Source organism: Providencia heimbachae ATCC 35613 (assembly GCF_001655055.1).
In the GTDB taxonomy this organism is placed as follows: Bacteria; Pseudomonadota; Gammaproteobacteria; order Enterobacterales; family Enterobacteriaceae; genus Providencia; species Providencia heimbachae.
In genome coordinates this window covers 88296-106339 of record NZ_LXEW01000027.1, presented here as the reverse complement: position 1 = coordinate 106339, position 18044 = coordinate 88296, and the positions used below count along the sequence as shown (strand labels likewise).

Below are 18044 nucleotides of genomic sequence, written 5' to 3'. Positions count from 1 at the left end.
CTAATGAGTTCCCACATTAAACATTGCCTAATGTGGGAATATGATTAGTAATTTGAACTATTTCGTTCTTCCAGATCTAAAATCCAATTGACATAGCCCTGCCACTGAACCTCTTGCTGTAGGTTTTCCGCTCGCAATGGGTGTTCTGCTAACCAACGATAAGGTAGCACAATGATGAGGACATGTGAGCTCACATTTAACCTTAGAGCAGGCAAAGTATCATCACGTCGACGACTGGCAAAAATAATTGCTAGCCTGAGTAAACGACATAAATCATAGGCTTGCTGCATTGGTATTGCATTTTGTTGGCTCAGAGTTGATGCATCAATAGGCCCATGCTGATTTTTTAGCAGCGCGGACAGTAAACGTTTCTGAGCAGGCGTAAACCCGGGTAAATCAAGATTGGAGATTAAATAGCTGGCATGTTCAGGCCCTTTACGAAAATCAATACTGAGGCCGATTTCATGTAATGCACAGGCGCTAGATAATAAATCGCGGCAACGAAGATCAAGATCCCAGTCTTTAGCAACTTGAAGATAGAAATGTTCAGCTAGCTGGCGAACTCGGCCGGCTTGCTCTATATCAACTTGGAAACGGCGTTGGATATTGCGTAATGTTCGTGCTCGAATATCTTGCTCGATTGGCAATTCAAGCATGCCATACACTAGCCCCTCACGTAAAGCGCCGCCTGCGAGCGTCATATTATCAATTTCCAATGCTTCAAAAATAGCAATTAAAATAGATAAGCCACTCGGGAAGACAAGCGCACGTTCAAAAGTTAATCCTTCAATTTCAAGTTCTTCCAATTTATGGCACTGGATAGCTTTTTGTCTGAGCTGCTTTAACTTAGAAAGTGTGATTAGTTCATCCATGCCCTGTGCGATCATAATTTCTTGAATTGCTTGAACGGTACCTGATGCGCCAACACAAATTTTCCAGCCATGGTTTTTAAGCGAATCGGCAACCGGGGCAATAACTTCATGTGCGGCAGATTGGGCTTGTGCGAAATTATCTTCGGTCAGGGTTCTGTCGCTAAAATAGCGTTCTAGCCATGTCACGCAGCCCATTTCAAGGCTATAAAGTTGCTGTGCTTGAGCGCCAGTTCCCGTAACGAGCTCTGTACTGCCGCCGCCAATATCAACAACTAAGCGTTGATCAGGACCGCCTGTTGTATGAGCAACGCCTTGGTAAATTAGGCGAGCTTCTTCTTCTCCTTGAATAACTTTGACTGGATTTCCTAGGATTTCGCTGGCTTTTTCAATAAAAGTATCCGCATTTTTTGCTAAGCGCAGTGTCGCTGTTGCGACAACACGGATTTGAGCACGAGGAATATCCTGTAAGTGCTCAGAAAAAAGGCGCAGGCATTGCCAGCCTCGTTCCATTGCTTGCTCTGATAGTCGGTTATTTTTATCTAACCCAGCAGCAAGGCGAACTTTGCGTTTAACCCTAGAAATTATCTGGATGCTACCAGCGGATTCACGGACAACCAGCATGTGAAAGCTGTTGGAACCTAAATCAATAGCAGCATAAAGAGAAGAAGATTTCAGCATATCGTTTTTACTCAGCCTGGTCGTTTATGGTTGTTACGCGGGCCATTGTGGCGACGTGGCGAATTTGAGTTACGTCTAGGTCCACTAGGACGCGGACGATGGCGACGTTTTGGTACTGGAAGCTCAGTTAACAGAGCATCACTATTGTATTTACTCACAGGGATTGAGTGCTGAATATACTCTTCGATACCGGGTACATTCAGAGCGTATTCTTCACACGCTAAGCTGATTGAGTTACCACTTTCACCAGCACGACCTGTTCGACCAATACGGTGTACATAGTCTTCACAGTCATCAGGTAGGTCATAGTTAAATACATGAGTTACAGATGGAATGTGTAAACCACGTGCAGCAACATCAGTGGCAACTAAAATATCAATTTGGCCTTGGGTAAATTGCTCTAAAATACGTAGGCGTTTTTTCTGTGCAACATCACCTGTCAGCAAGCCAACACGGTGACCATCTGCGGCGAGGTGAGCCCAGACATCTTCACAACGGTGTTTTGTATTTGCAAAAATAATACAGCGCTCAGGCCATTCTTCTTCAAGTAAGGTCTGTAGTAGGCGCATTTTTTCTTCGTTTGAAGGGTAAAATAGCTCTTCTTTTATACGATGGCCTGTTTTTTGTAGCGGTTCTACTTCAACATATTCAGGGTTATTCATTTGCTCAAACGCTAATTCTTTCACACGATAAGACAGTGTGGCAGAGAACAGTAGGTTAAGCCTTTCTGTTGCGGCCGGAATACGGCGGAATAGCCAACGAATATCTTTAATAAAGCCAAGGTCATACATGCGATCAGCTTCATCGAGAACAATCACTTGGATTGCACTTAAATCGACGTAGTTTTGTTTAGCATAGTCGATAAGACGACCGGTTGTGCCAATCAAAATATCAACACCATTTTGAAGAACTTTTAGCTGTTCATCATAACCATCACCGCCGTAAGCCAAACCCATTTTCAGGCCAGTATACTCAGCAAGTTCTTTTGCATCCGAGTAAATTTGTACGGCTAATTCACGAGTCGGCGCCATGATCAATGCACGGGGCTGATTGGTTTTTTTCCCCTCAGCAGCAGGGTGAGTTAATAGATAATGAAATGTAGACGTTAAAAATGCTAACGTTTTACCTGTACCGGTTTGCGCTTGTCCCGCAACGTCTTTGCCTTCGACAGTAAAAGGCAAGGTGAACGCCTGAATCGGCGTGCAATAATCGAAGCCTTTTTTATTAAGAGCTTCAATGACTTTAGGGTGCAATGCGAAGTCGGAAAACTTCTTTTCTGTCAAGTGTGCTTTACTCATAGTATGTTAGAATATCAGTTAACGGTTGATTTACGAAAGTGTATATTGTGAAATAAAGCATACTACTGCTAATAATGTTACACTTAGCCTGCAAAAGATGATTCTTTGGAGTACAACATGAGCGACAAAATTATACATATAACTGATACAAGTTTTGAAACTGCAGTTCTAAAAGCAGATTCACCTGTTCTCGTCGATTTTTGGGCTGCATGGTGTGGTCCTTGTAAAATGATCGCGCCTATTCTTGATGAAGTAGCTGAAGAATATACAGGCAAACTGACCATCGCAAAACTGAATATTGATGAAAACCCGGCTACCGCTCCCAAATATGGCATTCGCGGTATCCCAACGCTTCTATTATTCAAAAATGGTAGTGTAGCAGCAACAAAAGTTGGTGCATTATCTAAAACCCAACTGAAAGAATTTCTAGACGAAAATCTGTAAGTTATCGTTATATGTAAGCTAAAACGTTTAGCGGTATCTCTATTTTATCTAGAGAGCCGCTAGACGTCTTCATTCAGGCATGATAAGTTATCTGTATTCCTCATTTAGTACCCGTAGAATTACCTTGAATTCCATAGCTCTTATCTTATATATCTAGTTTGTCAGTTCAGTGTAGTCATAATTTCATGATGCTGTTACTCGTCTAGACTGATAATGCATTGATTTTAAAAATGATGATTTGAAAATCGAGTTATAGCAGCCGCTTAAATCAATTTCGTTGATCGCGTCATTTCTATAATGTAAGTTAAAAAATAGTTATTAGATGAGTAATGAAATTTAGGTGAGTTGTATCATAAGATGCAACTAACAGGTCGAGTAAAGTTTAATATCAGTTGATAATATTTAGGTTTTAATGCGTTGACTGAGTTTAAATTTGTGATGTGGAATAGATGTTGTCTTAAATGTACAAAAAACTATTGCTAATATTGTGTACGTTTCTAATAATATAGCGAACATCGTTTAGATGAATAGTCATATGTTAGTGCAATCTTAGCAGTAACAAACGCGAATTTTACGTGTTGTTGTTAGAGGTTAGTCAACCATTACCAACAGGGCGTTATAAAGTGAAACTGGCACTTACTTCTTAATAATAAGCTGCCTTCAATTTACGTTCATAGTTCAAGAAATACCCCGAGTTAAAGAACCCACCATTATGAATCTTACCGAATTAAAAAATACGCCAGTATCAGAATTGATTACGTTAGGCGAAAACATGGGGCTAGAGAATTTAGCCCGTATGAGAAAGCAGGATATTATTTTCTCAATTTTGAAGCAGCATGCAAAAAGTGGAGAAGATATTTTCGGCGATGGCGTACTGGAAATATTGCAGGACGGGTTTGGCTTCCTCCGTTCAGCTGACAGTTCTTACCTCGCAGGTCCTGATGATATCTATGTTTCTCCTAGTCAAATCCGTCGTTTTAACCTACGCACCGGCGATACCATAGCCGGAAAAATTCGTCCCCCTAAAGAAGGTGAACGTTATTTTGCCCTTCTCAAAGTTAACGAAGTTAACTATGACAAGCCTGAAAATGCGCGTAGCAAAATTCTCTTTGAAAACCTTACTCCTTTACATGCAAATAGTCGTCTTCGCATGGAGCGTGGTAATGGTTCAACGGAAGATTTAACTGCACGAGTTTTGGACTTAGCGGCTCCGATTGGTCGTGGTCAACGTGGCCTGATTGTTGCTCCGCCAAAAGCGGGTAAAACGATGTTACTGCAAAATATTGCCACTAACATTGCAACTAATCATCCGGACTGTGTTCTGATGGTATTGCTGATCGATGAGCGTCCAGAAGAAGTGACTGAAATGCAACGTTTGGTAAAAGGTGAAGTTATTGCTTCTACTTTTGATGAGCCAGCTGCACGTCACGTCCAAGTTGCTGAGATGGTTATTGAAAAAGCAAAACGTCTTGTTGAACATAAAAAAGACGTTATTATCTTGCTTGATTCCATTACACGTCTTGCCCGTGCCTACAACACCGTTGTACCTTCTTCAGGTAAAGTGTTGACTGGTGGTGTGGATGCAAATGCATTACACCGTCCAAAACGTTTCTTCGGTGCCGCTCGTAATGTTGAAGAAGGCGGTAGCTTAACCATCATCGCAACTGCACTTGTAGACACTGGTTCGAAAATGGATGAAGTTATCTACGAGGAATTTAAAGGTACAGGTAATATGGAACTGCACCTGTCTCGTAAGATTGCTGAAAAACGTGTTTTCCCTGCGATTGATTACAATCGTTCAGGTACACGTAAAGAAGAACTTCTCACGACACAAGATGAACTACAAAAAATGTGGATCCTGCGTAAGATCATTCACCCAATGGGCGAAATCGATGCAATGGAATTCCTCATTAACAAACTGGCAATGACTAAAACTAACGAAGAGTTCTTTGATTTTATGAAGAGAGCTTAACGGCTAACGTTTCAGTATGCAGATAAAATAGGCGCTCCACCAAGGGGCGCCTATTTTTTTATCTGTACTTTAGTTCGTTGGTTAAAATATTATATTGGTACTTATAAAGACTAGTTATTGCCTAGATTGTTATTTTTATAGTAATAAATTTAGTGACTGAAGTTTTAACTAATAGTCATGTGCTTAAAGCGTGTTTTTATAATACAAAGTAATTTTTTTATACTGATATCGAGTTTTTATGCGATTTTATATCTAAATGATTGAATTGGAGTGATTTATTTTTTCTCTTTAATGATGACTTTATCCGATATCTACTGATAGAACGGTACTGGTTAATATAAACTCACTGAGTTAATCATAGTAGAAAATAAAATTAACTCGATTTAAGGATATTGTTTTTATGGCATGCATATTGCAGCTATAAAGTATAAAATCGATATTACAGCCTTGTTGAAATAGAACATGGACGTGAAGTTTCATTTATTAGTTATACTGTGCAAATAGCATAACCAATAAAGATTCGTCTTATAGCGGAAATTTTTGTTGAGATGATAATGCAATAGCGCTTGTTTGTTTATCGGCATTAGTCCAAAAAATTTTAGTTTTTTAGTTAGATTAGAAAAAATAAGAGAGTCGAATAGTGGATACCACACACTTTATAACCAACCTCTTCTACGTATTCTTGTTTTCGTTAGCCTTTATTTTTATCGCCCGTGTTGTTGCAGTAAACATCGGGTTGGTTGATAAGCCTAACTTCAGGAAAAAACACGTAGGATTAGTTCCTCTCGTTGGAGGGATTTCGGTCTTTTTCGGAATTTGTTTCGCGTTTGCTATCACTGAGGAATATATTCCTCACAAGTGGTTGTATGTTGCCTGTGCTGGGTTATTGGTCTTCATCGGTGCACTTGATGATAGATTTGATATCAGTGTGAAGTTAAGGGCTGGTGTTCAAGCGATTGTCGCAGTTGTTATGATGACAGCGGGGGGCTTAACACTTGAATCATTAGGGCATGCATTTGGTCCGTGGGAGCTGGTGTTAGGTCCATTCGGTTATATTGTTACGCTATTTGCCGTGTGGGCTGCGATCAATGCATTTAATATGGTTGATGGTATTGATGGGCTCTTAGGTGGGTTATCCTCTGTTTCCTTTGGTGCTTTAGGTTTTCTGTTATATCAAAGCGGCAATTATGCATTAGCATTTTGGTGTTTTGCATTTATTGCGGCTATCCTTCCTTATATCTTATTAAACTTAGGTATCTTAGGCCGTCGTTTTAAAGTATTTATGGGGGATGCGGGAAGCACACTGATAGGCTTTACTATCATCTGGATATTGGTGGCTTCGACGCAAGAACAGGTTCATCCGATTAATCCGGTGACGGCATTGTGGATTATTGCCATTCCATTAATGGACATGGTTGCCATCATGTATCGTCGTATTCGTAAAGGTATGAGCCCATTCTCTCCTGACCGTCAACATATCCATCATTTGATCATGCGCTCAGGTTTTACGCCAAAAGGGGCATTTGTTCTTATTACTTTGTCCGCTGCGGTATTAGCATGCATTGGTATTATCGGTGAACGCCTATCATTTGTACCTGAATGGGTAATGTTGGCATTGTTTTTGCTTGTATTTATGATGTATGGTTATTGCATTAAACGTGCTTGGAAAGTTGCTCGTTTTATTAAACGTGTAAGACGTCGAGCTCGCAGAGGTGCAGTACGGTAACGACAAACGTAAATAGAGGTTCTGTGCAGTGAATAACTCAGAAACGCAACCTAATCAGTATCAAGCTCCAGTAGAACCGGAATTGGATATCCGAGGCTTATGCCGCTCATTATGGCAAGGTAAAATCTGGATCGCTGCATTTGCAGTCATATTTGCTGCAATCGCGTTGGGCGCATCTTATTTTATGCAGCCAAAGTGGAGCTCAACTGCAATCACGGACCTACCAACAGTTAATAATCTGGGCAGTTATTACTCCCAGCAACAATTCCTGCGTAACCTTGATTCACGTATTAATAATATTGGGCAAGAAGGGCAACTGCCTACGATAGCGAAAGAAGCTTACGAAGAATTCACTAAGCAACTTGGTGCTTATGATACTCGTCGTCAATTTTGGCTGAGTACGGATTATTATAAGCAACGGTTAGAAAATGATCCGAAAGCAGATGCTGCGCTATTGGATGAACTCATTAATAATATTGAGTTTACACCTGCGGATGAACTAAAAAATCTAACCGATAGTATTAAATTGGTTGCTGAAACAGCTACAGATTCAAACCAATTGCTGCGCGAATATATTCAATTTGCCAATCAACGCGCAACAACCAATTTGAACGATGAAATAAAAGGAACTTGGGCAACAAAAATGCAGTCCATGAAAGCGTTAGTAAAACGCGAAGACATGGTTGCTCAAGCAGCATATGAAAGACGTTTAAATACACTTGAGCAAGCACTTATTGTTGCTGAAAAACAAGGTATTTCACGTAATCAAAGCTCTATGCCTGTTGATGAAGTTCCTGATTCTAAAATGTTTATGTTAGGCGCACCATTACTACAAGCTCAAATTGAAACCTTAAAAGCAACCGGCCCTGATCATGATTCTAATTATGACCAAAACATTGCGATGTTATCGACATTAAGTGTCGGGCCTACCCTCCAAGATAATTTTCAAGCATACCGCTACTTGCGAACGCCTGAAGATCCAGTCAAACGCGATAGCCCACGCAGAGCCTTTATGATGGTTCTATGGGGTGCAATTGGTATGTTAGTTGGTGCCGGAGTTGTACTGTCTCGCCGTCGCCCATCATGATTTTAAATACGTCACTGGCTCTTTGAGTCAGTGACGCTATAAAGTCATTAAAATTAAAGAAAGCAGCAAACTGCGAAAGATAAATATAAGAGAGTCACTGTGAAAGTATTGACTGTATTCGGCACACGACCTGAAGCCATTAAAATGGCGCCGTTGGTTCATGCACTTGCGGGTGATGCGGATTTTGAAGCTAAAGTTTGTGTTACCGCACAGCATCGTGAAATGCTAGATCAAGTACTGAAACTATTTGAGATCACACCCGATTATGATCTCAATATTATGAAACCAGGGCAAGATTTAACGGATATAACATGCCGTATTTTAGAAGGATTAAAGGCAGTATTTGCTGATTTTAAGCCTGACGTCGTGTTAGTTCATGGCGACACAGCAACAACCATGGCGACCAGCCTTGCTGCATTTTATCATCGTATTCCTGTTGGGCATGTAGAGGCTGGATTGCGTACAGGGGATCTTTACTCGCCATGGCCTGAGGAAGCAAATCGCAAGATTGCAGGTCATCTCGCCATGTACCATTTTGCACCAACCGAAAATTCGCGCCAAAATTTGTTAAAAGAATCGATTCCAGATAGCCATATTTTTGTCACGGGTAATAGCGTGATTGATGCTTTGTTATGGGTACGTGATAAAGTTATGAGCGACCAGTACATGATGGAAAAATTAGCCGCTAATTACCCGTTTCTTGATGCAAACAAAAAAATGATTCTGGTAACAGGCCATCGTCGTGAAAGTTTTGGTGGGGGTTTTGAGCGCATTTGTCATGCACTCGCTGAAATTGCACAGGCACATCCTGATGTTCAAGTTGTCTACCCTGTACACTTGAATCCAAATGTCAGTGAGCCAGTAAAACGCATATTGCATGATATTGATAATATTATCTTAATTAGTCCTCAAGAGTATCTCCCATTTGTCTATTTAATGAACCATGCTTATTTGATATTGACAGATTCTGGCGGTATTCAGGAAGAAGCTCCATCATTGGGCAAACCAGTTTTAGTGATGAGAGATACCACCGAACGTCCTGAAGCCGTTGATGCGGGTACAGTACGTCTTGTTGGTACGAATACACAAAAAATTGTGGAAGAAGTTAATCGGTTACTGACAGATGATGCGGAATATCACGAAATGAGCCGCGCTCACAATCCTTATGGTGATGGGCATTCTTGTCAGCGTATTCTTGACGCATTAAAAAGCAATCAGGTGAAATTATGAGTTTTAAAACTATTTCTGTTATCGGCCTTGGTTATATTGGTTTACCAACAGCGGCAGCCTTTGCATCTCGTAAAAAGCAAGTGGTTGGCATCGATGTCAACCAACATGCGGTGGATACCATTAATCAGGGTAAAATCCATATTGTCGAGCCCGAATTAGATATCGTAGTAAAAAAAGCAGTGGAAGAGGGGTACCTGAAAGCCTTTACTAAGCCACAGCCCGCAGATGCATACCTCATTGCCGTTCCAACACCATTTAAAGACGAGCATGAGCCCGATCTAGCTTATGTCAGGTCTGCTGCAGAATCGATTGCACCGGTATTGAAAAAAGGCGATTTAGTGATCCTTGAATCCACATCGCCAGTGGGTACAACTGAACAAATGGCGTTATGGATGGCTAAAGCGCGCCCTGATTTGACATTCCCACACCAAGCGGGTGAAAACGCCGATATTGATGTGGCATATTGCCCGGAGCGCGTATTGCCGGGACAAGTTATGGTCGAATTGATTAAAAATGACCGCGTTGTTGGTGGAATGACACCAAAATCATCCAAGCGTGCTAGTGAGTTGTACAATATTTTCCTTGAAGGTGAATGTGTTATCACCAACTCAAGAACCGCAGAAATGTGCAAATTAACAGAAAATAGCTTCCGTGATGTGAATATTGCATTTGCTAACGAATTATCATTAATTTGTGCTCAGCAAGATATCAATGTTTGGGAGTTGATTAGCCTCGCTAACCGCCACCCGCGTGTGAATATTTTACAGCCAGGTCCCGGTGTTGGCGGCCACTGTATTGCCGTCGACCCATGGTTTATCGTGGCTCAAAATCCACAACAGTCTCGCTTAATCCATACTGCGCGTTTAGTTAACGATGGCAAACCAATTTGGGTTGTTGATCAGGTCAAAGCAGCAGTCGCAGACTGTTTAGCTGAAACGGGTAAGAAAGCGAGTGAAGTGACTATTGCTTGTTTTGGCCTTTCGTTTAAGCCGAATATTGATGACCTGCGTGAAAGCCCAGCGATGCACATTACTAAGATGATCGCTAACTGGAATCCGGGTAAAACTTACGCAGTTGAGCCGCATATTCATGAATTGCCGACTTCTTTAAAAGGTATTTCTGAGTTAGTTTCAGTTGAGCAGGCGGTTAATGAAGCTGACATCATTCTGATGTTAGTTGATCACAATATATTCAAAGCTATTCAAGGTTCGCTAATCACTCAAAAATGGGTGGTGGATACCAAAGGAGTATGGCGTTGAAACGCATTTTAATCACGGGCGGTGCGGGTTTTATCGGCTCTGCTGTTGTTCGTCATATTATTGATAACACACAAGACAGTGCGATTGTGGTCGATTGTTTGACCTATGCAGGCAACCTAGAATCACTGGCTGATGTGGCGAATAATCCACGCTACTCCTTTGAACTGGTTGATATTTGTGACCGTGTGGCACTGGATAAAGTGTTTGCCCAATATCAGCCAGATGCCGTAATGCATTTAGCGGCCGAAAGTCACGTTGACCGTTCCATTGATGGCCCAGCAGCATTCATCGAAACCAATATCGTTGGGACTTATACTTTATTGGAAGCGGCTCGTCATTATTGGTCAGCGTTGGATGAAGGTAAAAAGGAAGCTTTTCGTTTTCACCATATTTCGACAGATGAAGTATATGGTGATTTGGATGGCCCTGATGGTTTCTTCACGGAAACAACGCCTTATGCGCCCAGTAGCCCGTATTCCGCATCAAAAGCATCGAGCGATCATTTAGTTCGTGCATGGCAAAGAACCTATGGCTTGCCAACCATGATTACGAATTGCTCGAATAATTATGGTCCATACCATTTCCCTGAAAAGCTGATCCCGCTAATCATTCTTAATGCATTGGCGGGTAAACCTTTACCTGTTTATGGTAAAGGGGAGCAAATTCGTGATTGGTTATTTGTTGAAGACCATGCTCGTGCTTTGCATTTAGTTGCAACAACCGCTGAGCCGGGAACCACCTACAACATTGGTGGGCACAACGAACGTCGCAATATAGATGTTGTTGAAACGATTTGTGAGCTGCTTGAGGAACTTTATCCAGAGAAACCTCAAGGTGTTGTTCATTATCGCGACTTGATAACTTACGTGAAAGACCGACCGGGTCACGATATGCGCTACGCCATTGATGCGACCAAAATTGAGCATGAATTAGGTTGGACACCACAAGAAACCTTTGAATCTGGTATTCGCAAAACCGTGCAGTGGTATTTGAATAACGAAACGTGGTGGCGCCGTGTGCAAGATGGTTCCTATGCAGGTGAACGACTTGGTTTGAGCAGTTAGGAGGACACATGAAAGGTATTATACTGGCGGGGGGATCGGGAACGCGTTTACACCCTATCACTCGCGGCATTTCTAAGCAGCTATTACCTATTTACGATAAGCCGATGATTTATTATCCGCTGTCGGTTTTGATGTTGGCGGGAATTCGTGAAATATTAATTATTTCTACCCCTGATGATTTACCGATGTTTCAGCGTTTATTAGGTGATGGACAAGAGTTTGGAATTGAGCTCAGTTATGCAGAACAGCCTTCCCCTGATGGACTTGCTCAGGCATTTATTATCGGTGAAGAGTTCATTAATGGTGACGCTTGCTGTTTAGTGCTTGGCGATAATATCTTCTTTGGTCACTCATTTAGTCCAAAATTGACCTCGGTCGCCAAAAGAAGTCAAGGCGCAACAGTGTTTGGTTACCAAGTGATGGATCCTGAGCGCTTTGGGGTTGTTGAATTTGATGATGACTTTAAAGCGTTATCTATCGAAGAGAAACCCAAAAAACCCAAATCTAACTGGGCAGTGACTGGCCTCTATTTCTACGATAATCAAGTGGTTGAATTTGCTAAGCAAGTTAAACCTTCTGAGCGCGGTGAATTAGAAATTACCTCTATTAACCAAATGTACTTAGAACGTGGCGAGTTGAATGTTGAGCTGCTCGGTCGCGGTTTTGCATGGCTAGATACCGGTACTCACGACAGCTTGATTGAAGCGGGAACATTTGTACAAACCGTTGAAAAACGTCAAGGTTTTAAAGTTGCCTGCTTAGAAGAGATTGCATGGCGTAATGGCTGGCTGACCGATGAGCAAGTTCAAGAATCTGCTGAAAAGCTGAAAAAAACCGGTTATGGGCAATATTTAGAGGATCTCCTTCGTGTCCGTCCGCGCCAGTATTGATGCCTTAGCGTGGGAGTCTGATTTTTTTGGACGCTCAACGGCAAAATTGAATTTTACCAGCACTGACGCTGAAACTCTCCTTGCTTATCAATTAGATCAATATGCGATAGTGCAAGCGAAAATTGCCGCATCAGAAACCGCCCTGATTGATGATTTATCCGGTATGGGTTTCGTTTTGGTTGAAGGTGAAATTGATTTTGCTCTGACTATTGGCACAAAAAATGCTTACTTAAACGCTGGGTCATCTACGACTGAATATGTTGATGTGGCACAAGTGGATGACATTGTCGTACTACGTCAAGCCGCAGCCGCTGTTTTTAGTAATAGCCGCTTTAGGGCGCCTTGGTATCAAAATGATGATAGCGGGCGGTTTTATGGGTTGTGGATTGAAAAATCAGTATTAGGTACGTTTGACCATACCTGTTTGTTAGTCAAAGACGCATCCGGCAATATTTTAGGTTTTGTGAGCCTACGGAATATTGATGCCGATACCGCTCGTATCGGCCTGTTAGCTAAAATGCCAGAAGCGAAAGGACAGGGGATTGGTCGTAAATTGATGTCAGCAGCATTCGATTGGTGTGTGCAACACCAAAAAAGACAGTTAAATGTTGCCACTCAAATCAGCAATGTTGCGGCATTAAATCTTTATTCACGTAGCGGTGCTTCTATTGCAAGTACCGCATATTGGCTATACAGGGGACAACATGATTCCATTTAATAAACCACCCGTTGTAGGTACTGAATTAGAGTATATGAGACAAGCCATGGAAAGTGGCAAGTTATGCGGCGACGGGGACTTCACAAAACGTTGTGAAGAGTGGATGGAGAAGCGCTTTGATTGCCCAAAAGTTCAATTAACGCCATCTTGTACTGCATCATTAGAAATGGCTGCGATCCTGATTGATATCAAACCAGGCGATGAAGTTATCATGCCTAGCTTTACCTTTGTGTCGACGTCAAACGCCTTTGTTTTGCGTGGCGCAAAAATTGTTTTCGTTGATATTCGTCCAGATACGATGAATATTGATGAAACAAAGATTGAAGATGCCATCACTGAACGTACTCGTGCAATTGTTCCGGTTCATTATGCAGGGGTTGCTTGTGAGATGGACACCATCATGAATATTGCGAAAAAGCACAATTTATTTGTGATTGAAGATGCGGCGCAGGGCGTCATGTCCACCTATAAGGGAAAAGCCCTTGGTACAATTGGCCATATTGGTTGCTACAGTTTCCACGAAACCAAAAACTACTCTTCAGGCGGCGAAGGTGGAGCGACTTTAATTAATGATAAATCATTGATTAATCGTGCAGAAGTGATCCGTGAAAAAGGAACGAACCGCAGCCAATTTTTCCGCGGCCAAGTGGACAAATATACTTGGCGCGACATTGGTTCAAGTTACTTACTTTCTGACTTACAAGCGGCTTACTTATGGGCACAACTCGAAGAGGCCGATAAAATCAATGATCGCCGTTTACTGCTGTGGAAACGCTATGATGAAGCACTGCAACCACTCGTGGGTGCCGGCCGCTTAGTGTTAGCTACTGTGCCTGAAGGACTAAAACACAATGCGCATATGTTCTACATTAAATTGCAAGATGTGGAAGAGCGTACTGCGTTTAATGATTACATGAAATCTCATGGTATTTTGACGGTGTTCCACTATGTTGCGCTGCACTCGAGCCCTGCGGGAATGGAGTTTGGACGTTTCCATGGTGAAGATAAATATACAACACGTGAAAGCGATCGTTTAGTGCGTTTACCGATGTTTTATAATATGACGGATGCAGAACAACAGACTGTGATTGAACGCATTAACGCGTTTTTTGCCTAATGTCATTAGCAAGAGCATCGGTTTGGACGGCTGGGTCTACCCTGATTAAAATCGGGGCAGGCCTTGTAATCGTTAAATTATTAGCCGTCTCATTTGGTCCAAGTGGTGTCGGTTTGGCGGGTAATTTCCGCCAACTTATTACGGTGTTAGGGGTACTTTCTGGCGCCGGAATTTTTAATGGCGTCACAAAATATGTTGCCGAACATCATCAAGACCCAGTGAAATTACGTGCTGTCCTTGGTACCTCTTCGACAATTATTTTAGGTTTTTCAACACTTTTAGCTGTTATTTTTCTTTTATTTAGTGGTTTTATCAGTGCAGCTCTATTTGATGATGCAAATTATGAATCGGTAATCCGCGCCGTCGCATTTATCCAGATGGGAATTGCATACTCGAATTATTTTTTAGCAATATTAAAAGGTTATCGGGATGCATCGGGTAATGCTCAGGCTATTATCTTAGGTAGCTTGGTGGGAGTGGCAGCTTATTATTTATGCTATATGCTTGGTGGTTATGATGGCGCATTAGCGGGGTTAGCTTTAGTTCCAGCACTCGTGGTATTACCAGCAGGTTTGATGATTGTAAGACGCAAGCAGTTTGCACTTTCTGCGCTTAAACCCGCTTGGGATAAAGCGATTGCAACGAGTTTAGGTAAGTTCACGATAATGGCGATATTGACGTCAATAACCTTACCTGTTGCGTATATCATGATGCGAAATTTATTAGCCGAGCGTTACAGCTGGGATGATGTTGGTTTATGGGCGGGTGTAAGCACGATTTCAGATGCCTATTTGCAATTTATTACTGCCTCGTTTTCGGTTTACTTGCTACCCACGTTATCTCGCTTGCAATTAAAAAGCGAAATATCAGCAGAAATTATCAAGGCATTAAAATTTGTATTACCCGCAGTCGCTGTTGCCAGTTTTATGGTGTGGTTGCTGCGCGATTTTGCGATTTGGTTACTGTTTTCTGAACAATTTACCGGTATGAGAGACCTATTTGCATGGCAGTTGGTCGGTGATGTACTAAAAGTGGGCGCTTATGTTTTTGGCTACCTCGTTATCGCCAAAGCCGCATTACGTTTTTATGTCCTGGCTGAAGTAAGCCAATTCGTTCTTTTGATGGGCTTTGCTCATTGGCTTATCCCTGAGCATGGCGCTGTTGGCGCAACACAGGCTTATATGGCAACGTATATTGTCTATTTTATCCTCTGTTGTTGCGTATTTTTGATTTACCGTAGGCGAGCATGACAACCTTAATACATGTACTGGGATCTGACCTCCCTCATCACAATCAGACGGTTTTAACATTTTTTAATCATGTTATTTGCCAAGAGGCTGAGCCGTCACAAAAGCCGCATTTTATGGTGGTAAGCCATGACGTGCAGTTGGCTGACGCTTATCCAAAGCTAGAGATTGAAGTTTTTGAAAGTAAAAAAGCGATTGCTGATAGCGTGATCCAACGTGCTAAGGCGGATCGCCGCACACGATTTTTCTTCCACGGACAATTTAATGCACCAATATGGCTAGCCTTACTGTTTGGCCAAATAAAATCCCATCAATTTTGGTGGCATATTTGGGGTGCTGATCTGTATGAAGAATCTAACGCATTAAAATTTAAATTATTTTATGTTTTGCGTCGTTTAGCGCAAAAAAAGGTTGGCCATGTGTGTGCAACGCGTGGTGATCTTTGCTATTTCCATCAATCGAATCCAAAAGTTCCTGCATCAGTGCTTTATTTCCCGACAAGGATGGATCCTGCATTAACATTAAACGAGCCTAAGCCACGAGAAGGCGATGAATTAACAATTCTTCTGGGTAACTCAGGTGACCGTTCAAATCGTCATGTAGAGGCGTTGGCTGCGATTAAACAACAGTTTGGGGATAAGGTTAAGGTGATTGTTCCAATGGGCTATCCTGCGAACAACCAAACGTATATTCAGCAGGTTGAAGATGCGGCGAATAGCCAATTTTCAGCGGGACAGGTTGATATTCTTAAAGAGCGAATGGCGTTTGATGCGTACCTGAATTTATTGAAATCCTGTGATTTGGGGTACTTTATCTTTAATCGTCAACAAGGCGTAGGTACCGTTTGCTTACTGATCCAGTTTTGTATTCCTTTTGTCATCAGCCGCCAAAATACATTTTGGCAGGACTTGACGGCTCAGAATGTCCCTGTTTTTTTCTATGGCGATGAACTGACGCTACCGCTGGTGGATGAAGCACAACGGCAGATGGCAACGCTTGATAAGCAGCACATTGACTTTTTTGCACCTAACTTCACCGAGGGTTGGAAAGCGATCCTGAGCCTTGCGGAGGAGCGAGCATGACGCTAGCGGAGTTAGGCGGCTTAGCATTGGTTTACCTGATATCGATTATTTTTATTGGCACATTACTCTATAAAGAGTTTTTACGTGTGCGTTTTAACTTTAATATTTTCTTTTCGATGTTGTATTTATTGACATTTTACTTCGGATTTCCACTAACTTGTGCCTTAGTATTTCAATTTGAAGTCGCCGTTGTTCGTGCGGATTACTTATTGTACGCCCAGCTTGCTGCAACCTGTTTTTATGCCATTTATTATGTTGCTTATAAAACGCGTTTATCAAGGAATGATAACTCGCAAAGGCGTGCACTCTTTAGCATGAATAAGGTCGAAACCAATTTAACCTGCATGTTGTTGATCTTGATTGCTGTTGTCACTGTGGGAATTTTCTTTTTACAAAATGGTTTTTTGTTATTCAAGCTAAAATCCTACAGTCAAATATTTTCAAGTCAGGTCTCTGGGGTCGCATTAAAACGCTTTTTCTATTTTTTTATCCCCGCCATGCTGATTGTGTATTTCTTACGTCCAACACAAAAACGGTGGGTTTTGTTTCTTGTTAGCACCGTCGCATTTGGTTTTCTGACTTATGTGATTGTGGGGGGGACAAGAGCCAATATTATTATCGCCTTTGCGCTATTTTTGTTTATCGGTATCGTGAGAGGGTGGATAACACTTTGGATGCTGGCTGCTGCTGGAGTGGCGAGTATCGTCGGTATGTTCTGGTTAGCGTTGAAGCGTTACGGCCTTGATGTAAGCGGTGCAGAGGCTTACTACACGTTCTTATATCTGACACGAGACACATTTTCGCCTTGGGAAAATTTAGCCTTGTTGCTGAGTCATTATGATGAAATGGATTTCCAAGGTCTTGCACCAATTGTGCGTGATTTCTATGTGTTTATTCCATCGTGGGTATGGCCTGATCGTCCTGATACTGTACTTAATTCGGCGAACTACTTTACATGGGAAGTGCTTAACAACCATTCAGGCTTAGCGATTTCACCAACCTTGATTGGTTCCCTAGTGGTGATGGGTGGGGTTCTTTTTATTCCTCTCGGCGCAATCGCGGTTGGGCTTATTATTAAATGGTTTGATTGGATTTATGGCATGAGTCTCAAAGAATCAAACCGTTATAAAGCCGCTATCATGCAAGCATTCTGTTTTGGCGCTATTTTCAACATTATTGTATTAGCTCGCGAAGGCGTTGATTCATTCGTGTCGCGAGTGGTCTTTTTCTGCTTAATATTTGGGCTTTGTTTGGTTTTAGCTAAATTACTGTACTGGTTATTTGAAAGTGCGGGTCTTATCCGAGCGAAAACAGCTTCTTACCTAAGAAGTCAACAGCGAGAGAACCGCTAAGGGAGCAA

15 protein-coding genes are annotated in these 18044 nt (G+C 41.9%); 13 read left to right on the top strand and 2 right to left on the bottom strand.

What is annotated here, in order from left to right:
• Positions 1 to 44 precede the first annotated feature (44 nt).
• On the bottom strand, positions 45 to 1550 hold the full coding sequence (gene gppA, locus M998_RS09530; RefSeq protein ID WP_068439721.1) for a guanosine-5'-triphosphate,3'-diphosphate diphosphatase: 1506 nt from the start codon (positions 1548 to 1550) through the stop codon (positions 45 to 47).
• An 11-nt stretch (positions 1551 to 1561) separates the two neighbouring features.
• A complete protein-coding gene (rhlB, locus tag M998_RS09525; protein ID WP_068439723.1) occupies positions 1562 to 2848 on the bottom strand; it encodes an ATP-dependent RNA helicase RhlB in 1287 nt (428 codons plus the stop codon).
• Positions 2849 to 2965: 117 nt separating this feature from the next.
• Here rhlB and trxA point away from each other — a divergent pair, with 117 nt between their 5' ends.
• From trxA to wzyE, 13 genes are all read left to right on the top strand, one after another.
• The gene (trxA, locus tag M998_RS09520) at positions 2966 to 3292 is read left to right on the top strand and encodes a thioredoxin TrxA (protein ID WP_068439725.1); all 327 of its coding nucleotides are present in this window, start codon (positions 2966 to 2968) and stop codon (positions 3290 to 3292) included.
• A gap of 712 nt (positions 3293 to 4004) precedes the next feature.
• Positions 4005 to 5264, top strand: a complete 1260-nt coding sequence (rho, locus tag M998_RS09515) for a transcription termination factor Rho (protein WP_068439727.1) — start codon at positions 4005 to 4007, stop codon at positions 5262 to 5264.
• Between the two features lie 640 nt (positions 5265 to 5904).
• Positions 5905 to 6990: a UDP-N-acetylglucosamine--undecaprenyl-phosphate N-acetylglucosaminephosphotransferase gene (gene wecA, locus M998_RS09510; RefSeq protein ID WP_068908612.1), complete on the top strand. Its 1086-nt coding sequence runs from the start codon at positions 5905 to 5907 to the stop codon at positions 6988 to 6990.
• 28 nt (positions 6991 to 7018) lie between these two features.
• Positions 7019 to 8077 carry an ECA polysaccharide chain length modulation protein gene (wzzE, locus tag M998_RS09505; protein WP_068908611.1) on the top strand — a complete coding sequence of 353 codons (1059 nt, stop codon included), beginning with the start codon at positions 7019 to 7021 and terminating at the stop codon, positions 8075 to 8077.
• A 99-nt stretch (positions 8078 to 8176) separates the two neighbouring features.
• The gene (gene wecB / locus M998_RS09500; protein WP_068908609.1) at positions 8177 to 9307 is read left to right on the top strand and encodes a non-hydrolyzing UDP-N-acetylglucosamine 2-epimerase; all 1131 of its coding nucleotides are present in this window, start codon (positions 8177 to 8179) and stop codon (positions 9305 to 9307) included.
• Entirely contained in the window at positions 9304 to 10566 is a 1263-nt protein-coding gene (gene wecC / locus M998_RS09495; RefSeq protein WP_068908607.1) for a UDP-N-acetyl-D-mannosamine dehydrogenase, read from the top strand. The genes wecB and wecC overlap by 4 nt, the downstream gene beginning before the upstream one ends.
• Positions 10557 to 11630, top strand: coding sequence for a dTDP-glucose 4,6-dehydratase (rffG, locus tag M998_RS09490; RefSeq protein WP_197713313.1), 1074 nt, complete (start codon positions 10557 to 10559; stop codon positions 11628 to 11630). Before wecC ends, rffG begins: the two co-directional genes overlap by 10 nt.
• An 8-nt stretch (positions 11631 to 11638) precedes the next feature.
• The gene (rfbA, locus tag M998_RS09485; protein ID WP_068908605.1) at positions 11639 to 12520 is read left to right on the top strand and encodes a glucose-1-phosphate thymidylyltransferase RfbA; all 882 of its coding nucleotides are present in this window, start codon (positions 11639 to 11641) and stop codon (positions 12518 to 12520) included.
• Complete coding sequence (gene rffC, locus M998_RS09480; protein ID WP_068908603.1) at positions 12498 to 13238, top strand: dTDP-4-amino-4,6-dideoxy-D-galactose acyltransferase; 741 nt, start codon at positions 12498 to 12500, stop codon at positions 13236 to 13238. Before rfbA ends, rffC begins: the two co-directional genes overlap by 23 nt.
• Positions 13225 to 14355, top strand: coding sequence for a dTDP-4-amino-4,6-dideoxygalactose transaminase (gene rffA, locus M998_RS09475; protein ID WP_068439744.1), 1131 nt, complete (start codon positions 13225 to 13227; stop codon positions 14353 to 14355). The genes rffC and rffA overlap by 14 nt, the downstream gene beginning before the upstream one ends.
• Positions 14355 to 15605 carry a lipid III flippase WzxE gene (gene wzxE, locus M998_RS09470; protein ID WP_068439746.1) on the top strand — a complete coding sequence of 417 codons (1251 nt, stop codon included), beginning with the start codon at positions 14355 to 14357 and terminating at the stop codon, positions 15603 to 15605. Before rffA ends, wzxE begins: the two co-directional genes overlap by 1 nt.
• Positions 15602 to 16684, top strand: a complete 1083-nt coding sequence (locus M998_RS09465; protein WP_068439748.1) for a TDP-N-acetylfucosamine:lipid II N-acetylfucosaminyltransferase — start codon at positions 15602 to 15604, stop codon at positions 16682 to 16684. Before wzxE ends, M998_RS09465 begins: the two co-directional genes overlap by 4 nt.
• Complete coding sequence (gene wzyE / locus M998_RS09460) at positions 16681 to 18036, top strand: ECA oligosaccharide polymerase (protein ID WP_068439750.1); 1356 nt, start codon at positions 16681 to 16683, stop codon at positions 18034 to 18036. Before M998_RS09465 ends, wzyE begins: the two co-directional genes overlap by 4 nt.
• The last annotated feature ends 8 nt before the right edge of the window (positions 18037 to 18044 follow it).